The organism is Pseudoxanthomonas sp. UC19_8, from assembly GCF_042700505.1.
GTDB lineage: Bacteria > Pseudomonadota > Gammaproteobacteria > Xanthomonadales > Xanthomonadaceae > Pseudoxanthomonas_A > Pseudoxanthomonas_A winnipegensis.
The window spans coordinates 2,362,899-2,377,372 of sequence record NZ_CP170559.1 but is presented as its reverse complement, the minus strand read 5'-3'; the positions used below and the strand labels follow the sequence as shown (position 1 = coordinate 2,377,372).

14 protein-coding genes and 1 pseudogene are annotated in these 14,474 nt (G+C 69.9%); 14 read left to right on the top strand and 1 reads right to left on the bottom strand.

Features of this window, described 5'->3' with window-relative positions; translation table 11 throughout:
* Positions 1-38 precede the first annotated feature (38 nt).
* The 9 genes and pseudogenes from rpoE to recO all read left to right on the top strand — a co-directional run bounded on the left by rpoE (position 39) and on the right by recO (position 8,961).
* Positions 39-656, top strand: coding sequence for an RNA polymerase sigma factor RpoE (rpoE, locus tag ACFJIT_RS10380; RefSeq protein WP_130520214.1), 618 nt, complete (start codon positions 39-41; stop codon positions 654-656).
* On the top strand, positions 653-1,486 hold the full coding sequence (locus ACFJIT_RS10375; RefSeq protein ID WP_379653575.1) for a sigma-E factor negative regulatory protein: 834 nt from the start codon (positions 653-655) through the stop codon (positions 1,484-1,486). Before rpoE ends, ACFJIT_RS10375 begins: the two co-directional genes overlap by 4 nt.
* 72 nt (positions 1,487-1,558) lie before the next feature.
* Positions 1,559-3,101, top strand: a pseudogene (locus ACFJIT_RS10370) (Do family serine endopeptidase).
* 137 nt (positions 3,102-3,238) lie between these two features.
* Entirely contained in the window at positions 3,239-5,032 is a 1,794-nt protein-coding gene (lepA, locus tag ACFJIT_RS10365; RefSeq protein WP_130534445.1) for a translation elongation factor 4, read from the top strand.
* 109 nt (positions 5,033-5,141) lie between these two features.
* On the top strand, positions 5,142-5,936 hold the full coding sequence (lepB, locus tag ACFJIT_RS10360; protein ID WP_130520105.1) for a signal peptidase I: 795 nt from the start codon (positions 5,142-5,144) through the stop codon (positions 5,934-5,936).
* Between the two features lie 29 nt (positions 5,937-5,965).
* Positions 5,966-6,349 carry a DUF4845 domain-containing protein gene (locus tag ACFJIT_RS10355; protein WP_130520107.1) on the top strand — a complete coding sequence of 128 codons (384 nt, stop codon included), beginning with the start codon at positions 5,966-5,968 and terminating at the stop codon, positions 6,347-6,349.
* The gene (gene rnc, locus ACFJIT_RS10350) at positions 6,336-7,016 is read left to right on the top strand and encodes a ribonuclease III (protein WP_131661009.1); all 681 of its coding nucleotides are present in this window, start codon (positions 6,336-6,338) and stop codon (positions 7,014-7,016) included. The genes ACFJIT_RS10355 and rnc overlap by 14 nt, the downstream gene beginning before the upstream one ends.
* Positions 7,017-7,174: 158 nt before the next feature.
* The gene (gene era, locus ACFJIT_RS10345) at positions 7,175-8,083 is read left to right on the top strand and encodes a GTPase Era (RefSeq protein ID WP_379653574.1); all 909 of its coding nucleotides are present in this window, start codon (positions 7,175-7,177) and stop codon (positions 8,081-8,083) included.
* A 128-nt stretch (positions 8,084-8,211) separates the two neighbouring features.
* Entirely contained in the window at positions 8,212-8,961 is a 750-nt protein-coding gene (gene recO, locus ACFJIT_RS10340) for a DNA repair protein RecO (RefSeq protein ID WP_379653573.1), read from the top strand.
* Between the two features lie 156 nt (positions 8,962-9,117).
* Here recO and ACFJIT_RS10335 read toward each other — a convergent pair whose 3' ends face one another.
* Positions 9,118-9,819, bottom strand: coding sequence for a response regulator (locus ACFJIT_RS10335; RefSeq protein ID WP_379653572.1), 702 nt, complete (start codon positions 9,817-9,819; stop codon positions 9,118-9,120).
* Between the two features lie 92 nt (positions 9,820-9,911).
* Here ACFJIT_RS10335 and rlmD point away from each other — a divergent pair, with 92 nt between their 5' ends.
* From rlmD to ACFJIT_RS10310, 5 genes are all read left to right on the top strand, one after another.
* The gene (gene rlmD / locus ACFJIT_RS10330; protein WP_379653571.1) at positions 9,912-11,252 is read left to right on the top strand and encodes a 23S rRNA (uracil(1939)-C(5))-methyltransferase RlmD; all 1,341 of its coding nucleotides are present in this window, start codon (positions 9,912-9,914) and stop codon (positions 11,250-11,252) included.
* 202 nt (positions 11,253-11,454) lie between these two features.
* Positions 11,455-11,982, top strand: a complete 528-nt coding sequence (locus tag ACFJIT_RS10325; RefSeq protein ID WP_379653570.1) for a CYTH domain-containing protein — start codon at positions 11,455-11,457, stop codon at positions 11,980-11,982.
* 103 nt (positions 11,983-12,085) lie between these two features.
* On the top strand, positions 12,086-13,087 hold the full coding sequence (gene nagZ, locus ACFJIT_RS10320) for a beta-N-acetylhexosaminidase (protein WP_379653569.1): 1,002 nt from the start codon (positions 12,086-12,088) through the stop codon (positions 13,085-13,087).
* The gene (locus ACFJIT_RS10315) at positions 13,087-13,653 is read left to right on the top strand and encodes a hypoxanthine-guanine phosphoribosyltransferase (RefSeq protein WP_130520121.1); all 567 of its coding nucleotides are present in this window, start codon (positions 13,087-13,089) and stop codon (positions 13,651-13,653) included. The genes nagZ and ACFJIT_RS10315 overlap by 1 nt, the downstream gene beginning before the upstream one ends.
* Positions 13,650-14,396, top strand: coding sequence for an S-methyl-5'-thioinosine phosphorylase (locus tag ACFJIT_RS10310; RefSeq protein ID WP_130523541.1), 747 nt, complete (start codon positions 13,650-13,652; stop codon positions 14,394-14,396). Before ACFJIT_RS10315 ends, ACFJIT_RS10310 begins: the two co-directional genes overlap by 4 nt.
* The last annotated feature ends 78 nt before the right edge of the window (positions 14,397-14,474 follow it).

The following is a 14,474-nucleotide window of genomic DNA, read 5'->3' as shown; positions in this document are numbered from 1 at the left end:
TCCGGCTCATGACGACGCCCACTTCCGTGCGGCCCGGCATGCGCGACGCTGATCCACCCATCGAGCTGGATCTCGAGCTGGTCAAGCGCGTCCAGCGCGGAGACAGCGCCGCCTTCGATCTGCTGGTGCGCAAGTACCAGCATCGGATCCTGGCGCTGATCGGTCGCTACGTGCACGACTGGAGCGAGTGCCAGGACGTGGCGCAGGAAACCTTCATGCGGGCCTATCGCGCGCTGGGGAATTTCCGTGGTGACGCGCAGTTCTATACGTGGCTGCACAGGATCGCCGTGAATACCGCCAAGAACCATCTGGTCGCCCACAACCGACGCCCGCCCACCGACGATGTGGACGCCGCCGACGCCGAGCAGTACGACGCCGGCGCGCGGCTGCGCGACACCGACACGCCCGAGCGCGAACTGATGCGCCAGCAGCTGGAGCAGTCGGTGATGCGCGCGGTCGATGCATTGCCCGAGGAACTGCGCACGGCCATCACCCTGCGCGAGGTCGAGGGCCTGAGCTACGAGGAGATCGCCACGAAGATGGGCTGTCCGATCGGCACGGTGCGCTCGCGCATCTTCCGTGCCCGCGACGCCATCGATGCCGAGCTGCGGCCGCTGCTGGACACCGGCAGCGCCACCCGGGAGCAGAAACGATGATCGACGACAAGTTCCAGCAGCATTACCGCCAGCAGATGTCCGCGCTGATGGACGGCGCGCTGGCCCCCGACCAGGCGCGTTTCCTGATGAAGCGCATGGCCGACGACGAGACCCTGGCCGCGACCTGGGAGCGCTGGCAGCTGTGCGGCGACGTGCTGCGCGGCCAGGCCCAGGCGCCGGCGCCGCACGGCTTCGCCGAGCGGGTGGCCGCCGCCATCGCGGCCCAGCCCGTGCAGCCGGCCGCGAACCAGGCGCCGGCCCGCGGCGGGCGCGTGCTGCGCTGGGGCGGCGGTGCGGTCGCCGCCGCCGTGGCGCTGGTGGCGGTCTTCATGGCCGGGCAGCAGAGCGGCCGGCCTTCGGCCTCGCCTGAGACACCGGCGCTGGCCAGCGCGAGCGCGCCAGGGCCGGCGCCTTCGCCCGCAGCGCCGGCCCCCGCCGATGCTTCGACCGCGGCCGGATCGGCGCTGCTCGCCTCGGGCATGGCCGTGGCCAGCCTGCCGCGCCGGGCCGAGGACAGCCGCCGGGGCAGCGCCACGCGCAACCAGCAGGCCGCCCGGGCGACCGCGGCGATCACCCAGCAGGCCCTGGCCGCGGTGAACGCGCCGGCGCCGCCCATTGCGGCCAGCTCGCAGGATCCGTTCGCCGGCACCCGCCTGGGCCAGCCGGCGGCGCGGCCGTGGCCGCGCTCCAGCCTGTCCCAGCTGCGCGGCAACGGTGCCTACGCCACCGGTTACGCGCCCGGCGAGCAGACCTCGTACTACCCGTTCCAGCCGCGCCTGCCGGTGGCAGAGCCGGCGCCCTCGGCGCAGCCAACCCCGGCGCAGCCGTAAGTCCGGCGGCGGCCTGCGCTGGGCTGCCGCCTCATCCCCACTTCTTCTTCCGACGCAAAAGGCGAGCAGTCGATGAATCCACGTCTCCGCATGGGCCTGATCGGCCTGCGTTTCCCTCACCGTCCCGCTGTCCGCCTGCGCGCAGCAGGGCGGCAGCGGCGCCGCCGCAGTGGCGCCCACCATCGCCCAGAGCAGCGCGCCGCAGATCGTCACCGGCCTGCCGGACTTCACCAAGCTGGTCGAGCAGGTCGCCCCGGGCGTGGTCAATGTCGATGCCACCATCGGCGACGACAGCAGCAGCGCCGATGATCAGATCACCCAGGACGATGACGACGACCAGGGCATGGACCAGTCGCAGATCCCGGAAATCTTCCGCCAGATCTTCGGCCCCGGCATGCAGATTCCGGGGCCCGGTCGCGGCGGTGGCGGCGGCCGTCCGCGCGGCGAGTCGATGGGCTCGGGCTTCATCATCTCGCCCGATGGCTACATCCTGACCAACAACCACGTGGTCGATGGCTCCAAGAACGTCAAGGTCAAGCTTTCGGATGGCCGCGAGTTCAAGGCCAAGGTCGTCGGCGCCGACCAGGGCTACGACGTGGCGCTGCTGAAGATCGACGCCACCGGCCTGCCGTCGCTGCGCATGGGCGAGTCCAACAACCTCAAGCCCGGCCAGTGGGTGGTGGCCATGGGCTCGCCGTTCGGCCTGGATCATTCGGTGACCGCCGGCGTGGTCAGCGCCACCGGCCGCACCCAGGCCGGGATGGGCGGCAGCAACTACGTGCGCTTCATCCAGACCGACGTGGCGATCAACCCGGGCAATTCCGGGGGGCCGCTGCTCAACACCTCCGGCGAGGTCGTCGGCATCAATTCGCAGATCTTCTCCCAGTCCGGCGGCTACATGGGCATCAGCTTCGCGATCCCGATCGACCTGGCCGTCAGCGCCGCCGACCAGCTGAAGAAGACCGGCAAGGTCAGTCGCGCCATGCTGGGTGTGAGCATGAACCAGCGCATCAGCGAGGCGATGGCCAAGACGCTCAAGCTGCCCGATACCAACGGCGTGCTGGTGACCCAGGTGACCCCGGGCAGCGGCGCGGCCAAGGCCGGCCTCAAGCCGATGGACGTGATCACCGAGTTCAATGGCGCCAAGATCACCGACTACTCCGATCTGCCCTCGCGCGTGGCACCGCTGCCGCCGGGCACCAAGGTCACCCTCACGGTCATCCGCGATGGATCCCCGCGTAAGGTCGACGTCACCTTGACCGAGCTGGATCCGAAGCTGGCCATGGGCGGCCGCGGTGGTGCCGGCGCCCAGGACGAGGAGGGCGGCAGCCGCGCGTCCCCGGCGCTGACGGCCAAGGAGCTGGGCTTCTCGGTGCAGGCCGACGGGCGCGGTAAGGTCGTGATCGTGGGTGTCAGCCCGGCGGTCAGCCAGGACACCGGCCTGGAGCCGGGGCTGGCCATCGTCCAGGCCAACCGCCGCGACATCGGCAGCCTGGAGGACTTCAACAAGGCCACCGCTGGCCTGAAGAAGGGCGACGTGCTGATGCTGCTGGTCGAGAGCGGCCGCAGCGGCGTGCGCCAGTTCGTCGCGGTCACCGTCGGCGGCGCGCGCTGAGCGCGCCCCGGTCCTGGCGCCGGGCGATCCCGGTGCCGGGGCCGGACGGCGGGGCGGCGGCGGCCATGCGATAATCCCCGTTTGCCCTTCGACGGCCCCCGCCCGCCGCCCCCATGCCGCCTGAAACGCCCGCTTCGATGCGGAACATCCGCAATTTCTCGATCATCGCCCACGTCGACCACGGCAAATCCACCCTGGCCGACCGCATCATCCAGCTGTGCGGCGGTCTGCAGGCCCGTGAGATGGAGGCCCAGGTGCTCGACTCGAACCCGATCGAGCGCGAGCGCGGCATCACCATCAAGGCCCAGTCCGTCTCGCTGCCGTACAAGGCGCTGGACGGCCAGACCTACCAGCTGAACTTCATCGACACCCCCGGCCACGTGGACTTCTCCTACGAGGTCAGCCGTTCGCTGGCCGCGTGCGAGGGCGCGCTGCTGGTGGTCGATGCCGCCCAGGGCGTGGAAGCCCAGTCGGTGGCCAACTGCTACACCGCCGTCGAGCAGGGCCTGGAAGTGGTGCCGGTGCTCAACAAGATCGATCTGCCTACAGCCGATATCGAGAAGGCCAAGGCCGAGATCGAGGCGGTGATCGGCATCGACGCCACCGACGCGGTCGCGGTCAGCGCCAAGACCGGCCTGAACGTCGAGCAGGTGCTGGAGGCCATCGTCCACCGCATCCCGCCCCCGCAGCCGCGCGACACCGACAAGCTGCAGGCGCTGATCATCGACTCGTGGTTCGACAACTACCTTGGCGTGGTCTCGCTGGTGCGCGTGATGCAGGGCGAGATCGGCCCGAAGTCCAAGATCCTGGTGATGTCCACCGGCCGCACCCACGAGGTGGACAAGGTCGGCGTGTTCACGCCCAAGCGCAAGGAGCTGCCCAAGCTGGGCGCCGGCGAGGTGGGCTGGATCACCGCCTCGATCAAGGACGTGCACGGCGCGCCGGTCGGCGACACGCTGACCCTGGCCTCGGACCCCGCCCCCAAGCCGCTGCCGGGCTTCCAGGAGATGCAGCCGCGCGTGTTCGCCGGCCTGTTCCCGACCAATGCCGAGGACTATCCGGCCCTGCGCGAGGCGCTGGAGAAGCTGCGCCTGAACGATGCGGCGTTGCGCTTCGAACCGGAAAGCTCCGAGGCGATGGGCTTCGGCTTCCGTTGCGGCTTCCTGGGCATGCTGCACATGGAGATCGTGCAGGAGCGTCTGGAGCGCGAGTACGACCTTGACCTGATCAGCACCGCGCCGACGGTGGTCTACGAGGTGCTCAAGACCGACGGCAGCATCGTCTCGCTGGACAACCCGGCCAAGCTGCCGCAGTCCAACCTGATCGAGGAGGTGCGCGAGCCGATCATCCGCGCCAACATCCTCACGCCGGAAGCCTATATCGGCAACATCATCAAGCTGTGCGAGGAAAAGCGCGGCGTGCAGATCGGCATCCAGTACCTGGCGAGCCAGGTGCAGATCAGCTACGAGCTGCCGATGGCCGAGGTGGTGCTGGACTTCTTCGACAAGCTCAAGTCGGTCTCGCGCGGCTATGCCTCGCTGGACTATTCGTTCCTGCGCTTCCAGGCCGGCCCGTTCGTGCGCCTGGACACGCTGATCAACGGCGACAAGGTCGACGCGCTGAGCCTGATCGTGCACCGCAGCCAGGCCGATCGCCGCGGCCGCGAGCTGTGCGAGAAGATGAAGGAACTGATCCCGCGGCAGATGTTCGACGTGGCCATCCAGGCCGCCGTCGGCGCGCAGATCATCGCCCGTTCCACGGTCAAGGCCATGCGCAAGAACGTGCTGGCCAAGTGCTATGGTGGCGACATCACGCGCAAGAAGAAGCTTCTGGAAAAGCAGAAGGAAGGCAAGAAGCGCATGAAGCAGGTCGGCCGCGTGGAGATCCCGCAGGAGGCCTTCCTGGCCGTGCTGCAGGTGGACAGCAAGTAAGAGGCAGGCCGGCCCTGGCGCCGGCTGCAGGCGGGGCGGGTCGCATGGCCCGCCCTAGTTTTGTGCAAGTACGCGCGATGCCCGCCGCATCGCGCGATAAGGACAAGCGATGGTCTGGTTCGAAACAATCCTGGTCGTGCTCACCCTGCTGACCGGCTTCATCTGGCTGCTGGACAAGCTGTTCCTGGCCAAGCGCCGCGCCGCCAAGGCCGGCCTGCTGGACGAAGAGCCGGTGCTGGTGGATTACTCCAAGGCGTTCTTCCCGGTGCTGGCGATCGTGCTGATCCTGCGCAGCTTCGTGGCCGAGCCGTTCAAGATCCCGTCGGCCTCGATGATGCCCAACCTGCTGATCGGCGACTTCATCCTGGTCAACAAGTTCTCCTACGGCCTGCGTCTGCCGATCACCAACACCAAGTTCCTGCCGCTGGGCGAGCCCAAGCGCGGCGACGTGGTGGTGTTCAAGCCGCCGATGGATCCGGAGAACAACTGGGTCAAGCGCATCATCGGCCTGCCGGGCGACACGATCACCTTCTCCGGCAACACGCTGGCGATCAACGGCGTGCCGGTGCAGTACAAGCCGCTGGGCACCTATACCGGCCGCGGCCTGCCGCCGGGCAGCGACCGGGTGACCCTGCTGCAGGAAGACCTGCCGGGCAAGACCCACACCATCTACGAAGACCTGGGCCACTACGTCGGCGAGGGCACCTGGAAGGTGCCGCCGGGGCACTATTTCGTGATGGGCGACAATCGTGATAATAGCGAGGACAGCCGCCTGTGGCCTGACACGCACTTCCTGCCCGAGTCCAACCTGCGCGGCAAGGCGTTCGTGATCTGGCTCAACTGCGAGGGCTGGTTCTGCAAGAACGGGTTCGATCCCTCCCGCATCGGGACCCGGATCGAGTGACGCGGTTCCACAGGGGTGAGGGGAAGGACATGAAGCGCAACCAGAGCGGCATGACGCTGATCGGTTTTGTGATCACGCTGGCGGTGGTCGGATTCGCCGCCTATATCGGCATGAAGCTGTTTCCGATGTACCAGGAGTTCTATTCGGTCAAGGCCGCGGCCAAGGGCCTGTCCGAGCAGTCCGGCTCGGCCGACATGGATCCGGCGCGGCTGCAGGACCTGTTCTTCCGTCGCCTGGACATCAACTACTCCGAGAACGTCAAGCCGGAGAACGTGAAGTTCAAGCGCATCAACAACGGCTGGAACCTGCACGTGCAGTACGAAGTGCGCCGGCCGATGATCGGCAACCTGGACGTGGTCGGCAAGTTCGAGACCTCGCAGGACATCGTGCGGAGCGGTGGTGGCGAAGGCTGAGCCGACGGCCGGCGGTGCGGGCATCGGTCATGTCTTCACCGATCCGCAGCTGCTGGCCCAGGCGCTGACCCATCGCAGCGCCGGCGCGGTCCACAACGAACGGCTGGAATTCCTCGGCGACAGCATCGTCAACCTGCTGATCGCCGAAGCGCTGTTCCAGCGCTGGCCCAAGGCCGACGAGGGCGCGCTGACCCGCGCGCGCGCCGAGCTTGTGCGCGAAGGCTCGCTGGCGACCCTGGCACGCGAGCTCGATCTGGGCGCGCGCCTGACCCTGGGCCCGGGCGAGCTGAAGTCCGGCGGGCATCGCCGCGACTCGATCCTGGCCGATGCGTTGGAGGCGGTCGTGGCCGCGATCTACCTGGACGCCGGCTTCGAGGCCTGCCGCGCCTGCGTGCTGCCCTGGTTCGAATCGGCCCTGGCCGCTCTGCCGGTCGGCAAGCCGGAGAAAGACCCCAAGACCCGCCTGCAGGAATGGCTGCAGGGCCGGCAGAAGGCGCTGCCCAGCTACGAGCTGGTCTCCGAGAGTGGCGAGGAGCACGCGCGCCATTTCCAGGTGCGCTGCGTGCTGACCGACCCCGCGCTGTCGGCCGAAGGCGAGGGCGGCTCGCGCCGCGCCGCCGAACAGGCCGCCGCCGCCGCCGTGATCGCCCAGCTGCCGCGCAAATAGACCTGCTAGAGATTTCGGCCGCGCTTCATGTAGAGCGGAGCTCGCTCCGCTGGGGCGTTCCCCATGGCCTGCACGAAGAGCAGCCGAGCAAGCTCGGCTCTACAAGGGGAGGTCCCGATCATTCGCACTCATCCCCGACACGCTCTAAGCTCCCTACCATGACGACTCCACAACCCCACCGTAGCGGCAGCGTTGCGGTCATCGGCCGTCCCAACGTCGGCAAGTCCACCCTGACCAACGCGCTGGTCGGCGCCAAGGTGTCGATCACCTCCAGCCGTCCGCAGACCACGCGCCACCGCCTGCTGGGCATCGCGACCTTTCCGGAAGGGCAGATCGTGCTGGTCGATACGCCCGGCCTGCACAAGCAGCAGGGCAAGTACTCGGCCTCGGCCATGAGCCGGGTCATGAACCGCGCCGCGCGCGGCGCGCTCGAAGGCGTCGATGCCGGCCTGCTGGTGATCGAGGCCGGGCGCTGGCACGAGACCGACACGCTGGCCTACAACGTGCTCAGCGACGCCAAGATCCCGCTGGTGCTGGTGATCAACAAGGTCGACCGGCTCAAGGACAAGTCCGAGCTGCTGCCGTTCCTGGCGCAGGTGAGCGAGGGCCGCAGCTTCGCCGCCGTGCATCCGATCTCGGCGCTGAAGAAGAGCGGCCTGGACGCGCTGGTGCGCGACATCCTGGCGCAGCTGCCCGAAGCGCCGCCGATGTACGGCGAGGACGAGATCACCGACCGCAGCGAGCGCTTCCTGGCCGGCGAGCTGGTGCGCGAGCAGCTGATGCGCCAGCTCGGCGCCGAGCTGCCGTACGCCACCACGACCGAGATCGAACACTTCACCGTGGACGGCAACATGCTGCGCATCGGCGCGGTGATCTGGGTCGAACGCGAGAGCCAGAAGGCCATCGTCATCGGTAAGGGCGGCGCGCGCCTGAAGGACATCGGCAGCAAGGCGCGCCAGCAGATGGAGCATCTGTTCGACCGCAAGGTCTTCCTGGAAACCTGGGTCCGCGTGCGCGAGGGCTGGTCGGACGACGAGACCGCGCTGAAGGCGTTCGGGTACGAATAGGGAAGTGGGCGAAGCGAAGTGAGCAGCGAGGAGCAGCCTGGGCGCACAACACACTGCGCGACCGCAGGCGCCTTGGGTGTCGCTGGCTTTTGCTCATCGCTGACGTCTCTGGGCGCACGTCTGCTTCCATGGAGCTGATCGCCGAGCCGGTCTTCGTCCTCCACACCCGGCCCTGGCGCGAGACCAGTCTGCTGGTCGAGGTACTGAGCGCCCGCCATGGCCGGCTGGGCGTGGTCGCGCGCGGCGTGCAGGGGCCGAAGAAGCAGGTGCTGCGCGCGGCGCTGCAGCCGCTGCAGCACATACGGCTCGAGGCGCAACTGCGCGGCGAGCTGGGGCGGCTGACCGGCGCCGAGGCGCTGGACGCCGCGCCGCGCCTGCAGGGCGATGCGATGCTCGCCGCGTTCTACATCAATGAGCTGGTGCTGCGCCTGGCCCCGCGCCAGGACCCGCTGCCGGACCTGTATCTGGCCTATGCCCGGGTGCGCGCGCGCCTGGCCCACGACGAGCCGCTGGCGTGGTCGCTGCGCCGCTTCGAGCGCGACCTGCTCGAGGCGATCGGTTTCGGCCTGGTGCTCGATCACGATGGCGACGGCGCGCCGGTCGACCCGGCCGCGCGCTACCGCCTGGACCCCGAGCACGGCCCGCGCCGCCTGCTGAGCGAGCGCAGCGGCGAGCGCGCCTCGGCGCCCAGCGGCCGCGCGCTGCTGGCGCTGGCCTCCGACGCCCAGCCCGAGGCGGCCGACCTGGCCGACCTGCGCCGGGCGATGCGCCAGCTGCTGGCCCACCACCTGGGCGCCCGCGGCCTGAAGTCCTGGGACATGCTGGCCGCGCTGCCGCGCCCGTCGACACCATCGGCTACCAGCGAAGACGCCCCCTGAAACACTGGTGGGAGCGCCTGCCTCTTCCGATCAGATCGCCGCCTCCCTGTAGAGCGGAGCTTGCTCCGCTGGAGGCTTCCCGAGGAACCGAACGAAGAGCAGCGGAGTCCCCAAGAGGGGATTGCCACAAGCTCCGCTCTACAGACAGGTGGTGGCTCAGGCGCGCGTCTGTTGCCAGGCGGCGTGGAATTCGGCCTGGGCGGCGCGGTCGGGCAGGCTGGCGTCCAGGGTCTTGGCGGCGGCATGCAGGCGGGCGGCGCCGACGAAGCCGCTGCTGGCGCGCAGACGGTGCAGTTGCTGGTGGGCGCCGGGCAGGTCGTCGGCGGCCAAGGCGGCCTCGATGGCGGCGGCCTGGGCGTCGAGCTCCTGCAGGAACAGCCCGCGCAGCGTCTGCAGATGCTCGAGGTTCCCACCCAGCGCCGACAGCGCCGCCGCGTCGTCCCACACCGGCACCTCGTCGCTGCAGGTGCGGATGGCCGCGGTCTCCGGCGGGGTGCGCGCCTGCAGCGCGTCGCGCGCGGCCTGGCGCAGCGAGGCCGCGCCGACCGGCTTGACCACCACCGCGGCAAAGCCGGAGGCGCACAGCGCGGCATGCAGGCCGGGCGAGGGATCGGCGGTGTGCGCCAGCGCCGGCAGCGCCGGCTGGCGCGCGCGCAGGTGGGCCAGCAAGGCATCGCCGCGGCCGTCGGGCAGGTTGGCATCGACCAGGCACAGGTCGAAGCGGCCCTCGGTCGCGAGCGCCTCGGACTGGCTGCGGGCCACGGCCACGGTGGCCGGCAGCGTTTCGAGCGCGGCGCGCATGAACTCGCTGGTGGTGGGGTCGTCCTCGACCAGCAGGATGTGGGGCGTGGCGGCCATGCGGGCTCCTTTCGCGGCGGCGGGCCGCGCCGGGCGTCGGCCCCGGCGCTTCTGCGACAATACGCGATTCCCCGCACGCAGCTCATCGCCACGTGGCCCGTTCCCCGCGCATCGACAAGACCCCGTTCGACCTTGAGATCCACGACCTGAGCCACGACGGCCGCGGCGTGGCCCGCCGTCCCCCCACCGTGCCCGGCGAATCGGGCAAGGCTGTGTTCGTCACCGGCGCGCTGCCGGGCGAGCGGGTGCGGGTGGAACAGACCGCGCGCAGCAAGCACTTCGACGAGGCGCGCACGCTGGAAGTACTCGACGCCTCGCCCGACCGCGTCACGCCGCGCTGCCCGCACTTCGGCACCTGCGGCGGCTGCGTGTTGCAGCATCTGGAGGAGACCAAGCAGATCGCCTACAAGCAGCACGCGCTGCTGGAGAACCTGACGCGCATCGGCCACGTCGCGCCGGCCAGCGTGCTGCCGGTGCTGCACGAAGGCAGCTGGGGCTACCGGCGCAAGGGCCGCTTCTCGGTGCGGCGCGTGGAGAAGAAGGACAAGACCCTGGTGGGCTTCCGCGAGCAGGATCCGCGCTTCGTCGCCGATCTGCGGCAATGCCATACGCTGATCCCGCAGATCGGTTTCCGCATCGAGGCGCTGGCGCAGTGCATCGACCGCCTGGCCGGACGCGCGGACATCCCGCAGATCGAGTTCATCGCCGGCGATGCGGCCATCGCGCTGGTGGTGCGCCACCTGGCGCCGCTGGTGCAGGACGATCTGGACATCCTGACCGCCTTCGCCCAGGAGCAGGACTTCGCCATCTTCCTGCAGCCGGGCGGCAACCACACCGTGCATCCGCTGTGGCCGGCGCAGGTGCCGCTGTCCTTCCGGCTGGCGCCGTGGGACATCGAGCTGGCGTTCCGGCCGCTGGACTTCATCCAGGTCAACGGCAAGCTCAACGAGAAGATGATCGCGCATGCCTTCGCGCTGCTGGATCCGCAGCCGGGCGAGCGCGTGCTGGACCTGTTCTGCGGCCTGGGCAACTTCACCCTGCCGCTGGCGCGGCTGGTGGGCGAGGTGGTCGGCGTGGAAGGCGAGGCCGGGTTGGTGGCGCGCGCGCAGGAGAACGCGCAGCGCAACGGGCTGTCCAATGCGCAGTTCTTCGCCGCCGACCTGACCACCGACCAGCGCGACGCGCCGTGGATGCGCGCCGGCTTCGACAAACTGCTGCTGGATCCGCCGCGCTCGGGCGCGATCGACGTGCTGCGGCAGCTGCCGCTGCAACAGTTCTCGCGCATCGTCTACGTCAGCTGCCATCCCGGCTCGCTGGCGCGCGATGCGGGTTATCTGGTCAACGAGTGCGGCTTCAGGCTGGTGTCGGCGGGGGCGATGGACATGTTCCCGCAGACCGCGCATGTGGAGTCGATCGCGTTGTTCGAGCGGTAGTCGCTTTCGCCCCCTCCCTTTTGCGCAAAGCGCAAAGGGGAGCTCGAAGTCGCGAACTAGGGACTGAGGGGGAGGGGGGCTTTTGCTCTTGCTCTTGATTTGCCGCGAAAAGCGACCCCTCCCCAGCCCTCCCCTTCGCTGCGCGAAAGGGAGGGGGCAAAAGCAGGGCGCACTTGTTTTCCCCCCACACACAGGCAATCCCATGGGCATCGAAATCGAACGCAAGTTCCTGCTGGCTAACGAGGGGTGGCGCGCGGCGGCGCATCGCGCCATCCCGATGGCGCAGGGCTATCTCAACGACCTGTCGGTGGTGGCCGGGGGTGCGCAGCTGGCCTCGGTGCGGGTGCGCCTGGAGGGCGAGTCGGCGGCGCTGAACATCAAGTCGCGCCAGCTGGGGCATACGCGCCAGGAGTTCGAGTACCCGATCCCGGTCGCCGACGCCCAGGCCCTGCTGCAGCTGTGCGTGGGCGGGCGCGTGGAGAAGACCCGGCACCTGGTGCAGGTCGGCGCGCACCTGTGGGAGATCGATGAGTTCGCCGGGGACAACGCCGGGCTGGTGGTGGCCGAGATCGAGCTGGCTCACGCCGATGAGCCGTTCGAGCGCCCGGCCTGGCTCGGCGCGGAAGTGACCGACCAGCCGCGCTACTACAACCTGGCGCTGGCCGACCGGCCGTATGCGCAGTGGAGCGAGGCCGAGCGCGCCGCCCAGACCTCGGGCACGGCGGGCTGAACCGGGCCGCCTCCCGCGTCCGGCGCCCATGCCGCCCGCCGACTTGTGCTTCTGCGACAATCTTGACCCCCCGCGCAAGCGCGGCCCACGGAGTTTCGACCCAATGCTCGTGATCGGCCTGGCCGGCACCGAACTGGCCCCCAGGGAACGCGACTGGCTGCAGCACGATGCGGTGGCCGGGGTGATCCTGTTCGCGCGCAACTTCGCCTCGCGCGAACAGGTCACGGCGCTGAGCGCGTCGATCCGGGAGGCCGCACCGCGTCCGGTGCTGGTGTGCGTGGACCAGGAAGGCGGGCGCGTGCAGCGCTTCCGCGACGGCTACGCCGCGCTGCCGCCGCTGGCCAGCTTCGGCGCGCAGTACGCGACCGATCCGGCCGGTGCGCTGGAAGCCGCGCGCGAGCACGCCTGGCTGATGGCGAGCCAGGTGCGCGCCAGCGGCGTGGACCTGAGCTTCGCCCCGGTGGTCGACCTGGGCCGCGGCAACCGTGCCATCGGCGACCGCGCCTTCGCCGCCGATCCGCAGGTGGTGGCCGCGCTCACCCGCGCCTACGTGGCCGGCATGCACGCGGCCGACATGGCCGCCACGCTCAAGCATTTCCCCGGCCACGGCACCGTGCTGGAGGACACCCACGTCGATGTCGCCACAGATCCGCGCCCGCTGGACGAACTGCAGACGCAGGACCTGGTGCCCTTCGCCGCCGGCATCGACGCCGGGGCCGATGCGGTGATGATGGCGCACGTGGTCTACCCGGCGGTGGCGCCGGAGCCGGCCGGCTATTCGCCGCGCTGGGTGCGCCTGCTGCGCGAGGAGCTGGGCTTCCGCGGCGTGGTGTTCTCCGACGACATCTCCATGGCCGCCGCGCACGCCGCCGGCGGGGTCGCCCGGCGCGTGGCGCTGCACCTGGACGCCGGCTGCGACGTGGTGCTGGCCTGCCATCCCGAGGTCGTCGACGAGGCGCTGCGCGCCGTCGAAGGCCGCTCACTCAACACCGCCGCGCTGATCGGGCTGATCGGCCGCGGCCCGCGCGCGTGGGAAGGCCTGCTGGCCGATACGCGCCACGAATCCGCGCTCGCGCGCCTGTCATTGCCCAAGGGAACCGCCTGATGTCCAACACCGCCCCGACCATCCGCCAGGCCCTGGCCAACGCCGACCTGCTGGTGGATCGCCCGACCATCGATGCCGCCATCACCACGATGGCCGACGCCATCGCGCGCGACTACGCCGGCGAGGTGCCGGTGTTCCTGACCATCATGCACGGCGGCCTGCCCTTCGCCGGCCAGCTGTCGCTGGAGCTGGGCCTGCGCGGCCTGGACCTGCAGTACGACTACCTGCACGCCACCCGCTACCGCGGCGAGACCGAAGGCGGCGAGCTGGTGTGGAAGCACCGCCCGGCCACCGCGCTGTACGGCCGCCGCGTGCTGCTGGTCGACGACATCCTCGACGAGGGCCTGACCCTGCTGGCCGTGCGCCAGTGGTGCCTGGAGCAGGGCGCCACCGACGTGCGCATCGCCGCGCTCACCGTCAAGCGCCACGACCGCGCCGTGGCCGAGGTCTCGGCCGACTACGTCGGTGTGGAAGTGCCGGACCGCTACGTGTTCGGCTTCGGCATGGACGTGCACGAGCACCTGCGCAACCTGCCGGCCATCTACGCGATGAAGGAGGACGTGTGAGCCAGCACATCGACCTGGCCGTCATCGGCGGCACCGGCGTCTACAAGCTGGCCACGCTGGACGATGTCGAAACCCGCCACGTCGACACGCCCTACGGCGCGCCCTCGGGTCCGGTGCGGGTGGGCACGGTGCTGGGCCGGCGCGTGGCCTTCCTGGCGCGGCATGGCGAGGGTCATTCGCTGCCGCCGCACAAGGTCAACTACCGCGCCAACCTGGCCGCGCTCAAGCAGCTCGGCGCCACGCGCGTGCTGGCGCTCAACACGGTCGGCGGCATCACTGAAGCGTACGGCCCGCGCGTGCTGGCCTGCCCGGACCAGCTCATCGACTACACCTGGGGTCGCATCTCCACGCTGTGCGAGGAGGGCGGCGAGGTGCTGCACGTGGACTTTGGCGATCCCTATACGCCGATGCTGCGCCACAAGGTGCTGGCCGCGGCGCGGGTGACGGGGGTGAAGGTGGTCGACGGCGGCTGCTACGGCGCCACCCAGGGCCCGCGCCTGGAAACCAAGGCGGAAATCGCGCGCATGAAGCGCGACGGCTGCGACCTGGTCGGCATGACCGGCATGCCCGAGGCCGGCCTGGCGCGCGAGCTGGGCCTGGACTACGCCTGCCTGGCGATCGTGGCCAACTGGGCCGCCGGCTGCGGCACCGGCGAGGAGATCACCATGGCCGAGGTGCTGGCCAATGTGGAGGCGGCGTCCTCTGGGATGGCGGAGTTGGTGGGCGAACTGGCGCGCGGGTGATTGTCAAGCTCCCCGCGTCTTTGCATACTCGGAATTGCGCGGCTACCTGGCAGCGCAACACCACCGATCCAATCTGGG

Excerpts from the sequence above, each read along its gene's own strand:
- nagZ (WP_379653569.1), top strand. The coding sequence starts at position 12,086 with ATGCTCGTGATCGGCCTGGCCGGCACCGAACTGGCCCCCAGGGAACGC.
- recO (WP_379653573.1), top strand. The coding sequence starts at position 8,212 with ATGGAGCTGATCGCCGAGCCGGTCTTCGTCCTCCACACCCGGCCCTGG.
- lepA (WP_130534445.1), top strand. The coding sequence starts at position 3,239 with ATGCGGAACATCCGCAATTTCTCGATCATCGCCCACGTCGACCACGGC.
- ACFJIT_RS10315 (WP_130520121.1), top strand. The coding sequence starts at position 13,087 with ATGTCCAACACCGCCCCGACCATCCGCCAGGCCCTGGCCAACGCCGAC.
- lepB (WP_130520105.1), top strand. The coding sequence starts at position 5,142 with ATGGTCTGGTTCGAAACAATCCTGGTCGTGCTCACCCTGCTGACCGGC.
- ACFJIT_RS10325 (WP_379653570.1), top strand. The coding sequence starts at position 11,455 with ATGGGCATCGAAATCGAACGCAAGTTCCTGCTGGCTAACGAGGGGTGG.
- ACFJIT_RS10355 (WP_130520107.1), top strand. The coding sequence starts at position 5,966 with ATGAAGCGCAACCAGAGCGGCATGACGCTGATCGGTTTTGTGATCACG.
- ACFJIT_RS10375 (WP_379653575.1), top strand. The coding sequence starts at position 653 with ATGATCGACGACAAGTTCCAGCAGCATTACCGCCAGCAGATGTCCGCG.
- ACFJIT_RS10335 (WP_379653572.1), bottom strand. The coding sequence starts at position 9,819 with ATGGCCGCCACGCCCCACATCCTGCTGGTCGAGGACGACCCCACCACC.
- rpoE (WP_130520214.1), top strand. The coding sequence starts at position 39 with ATGCGCGACGCTGATCCACCCATCGAGCTGGATCTCGAGCTGGTCAAG.
- era (WP_379653574.1), top strand. The coding sequence starts at position 7,175 with ATGACGACTCCACAACCCCACCGTAGCGGCAGCGTTGCGGTCATCGGC.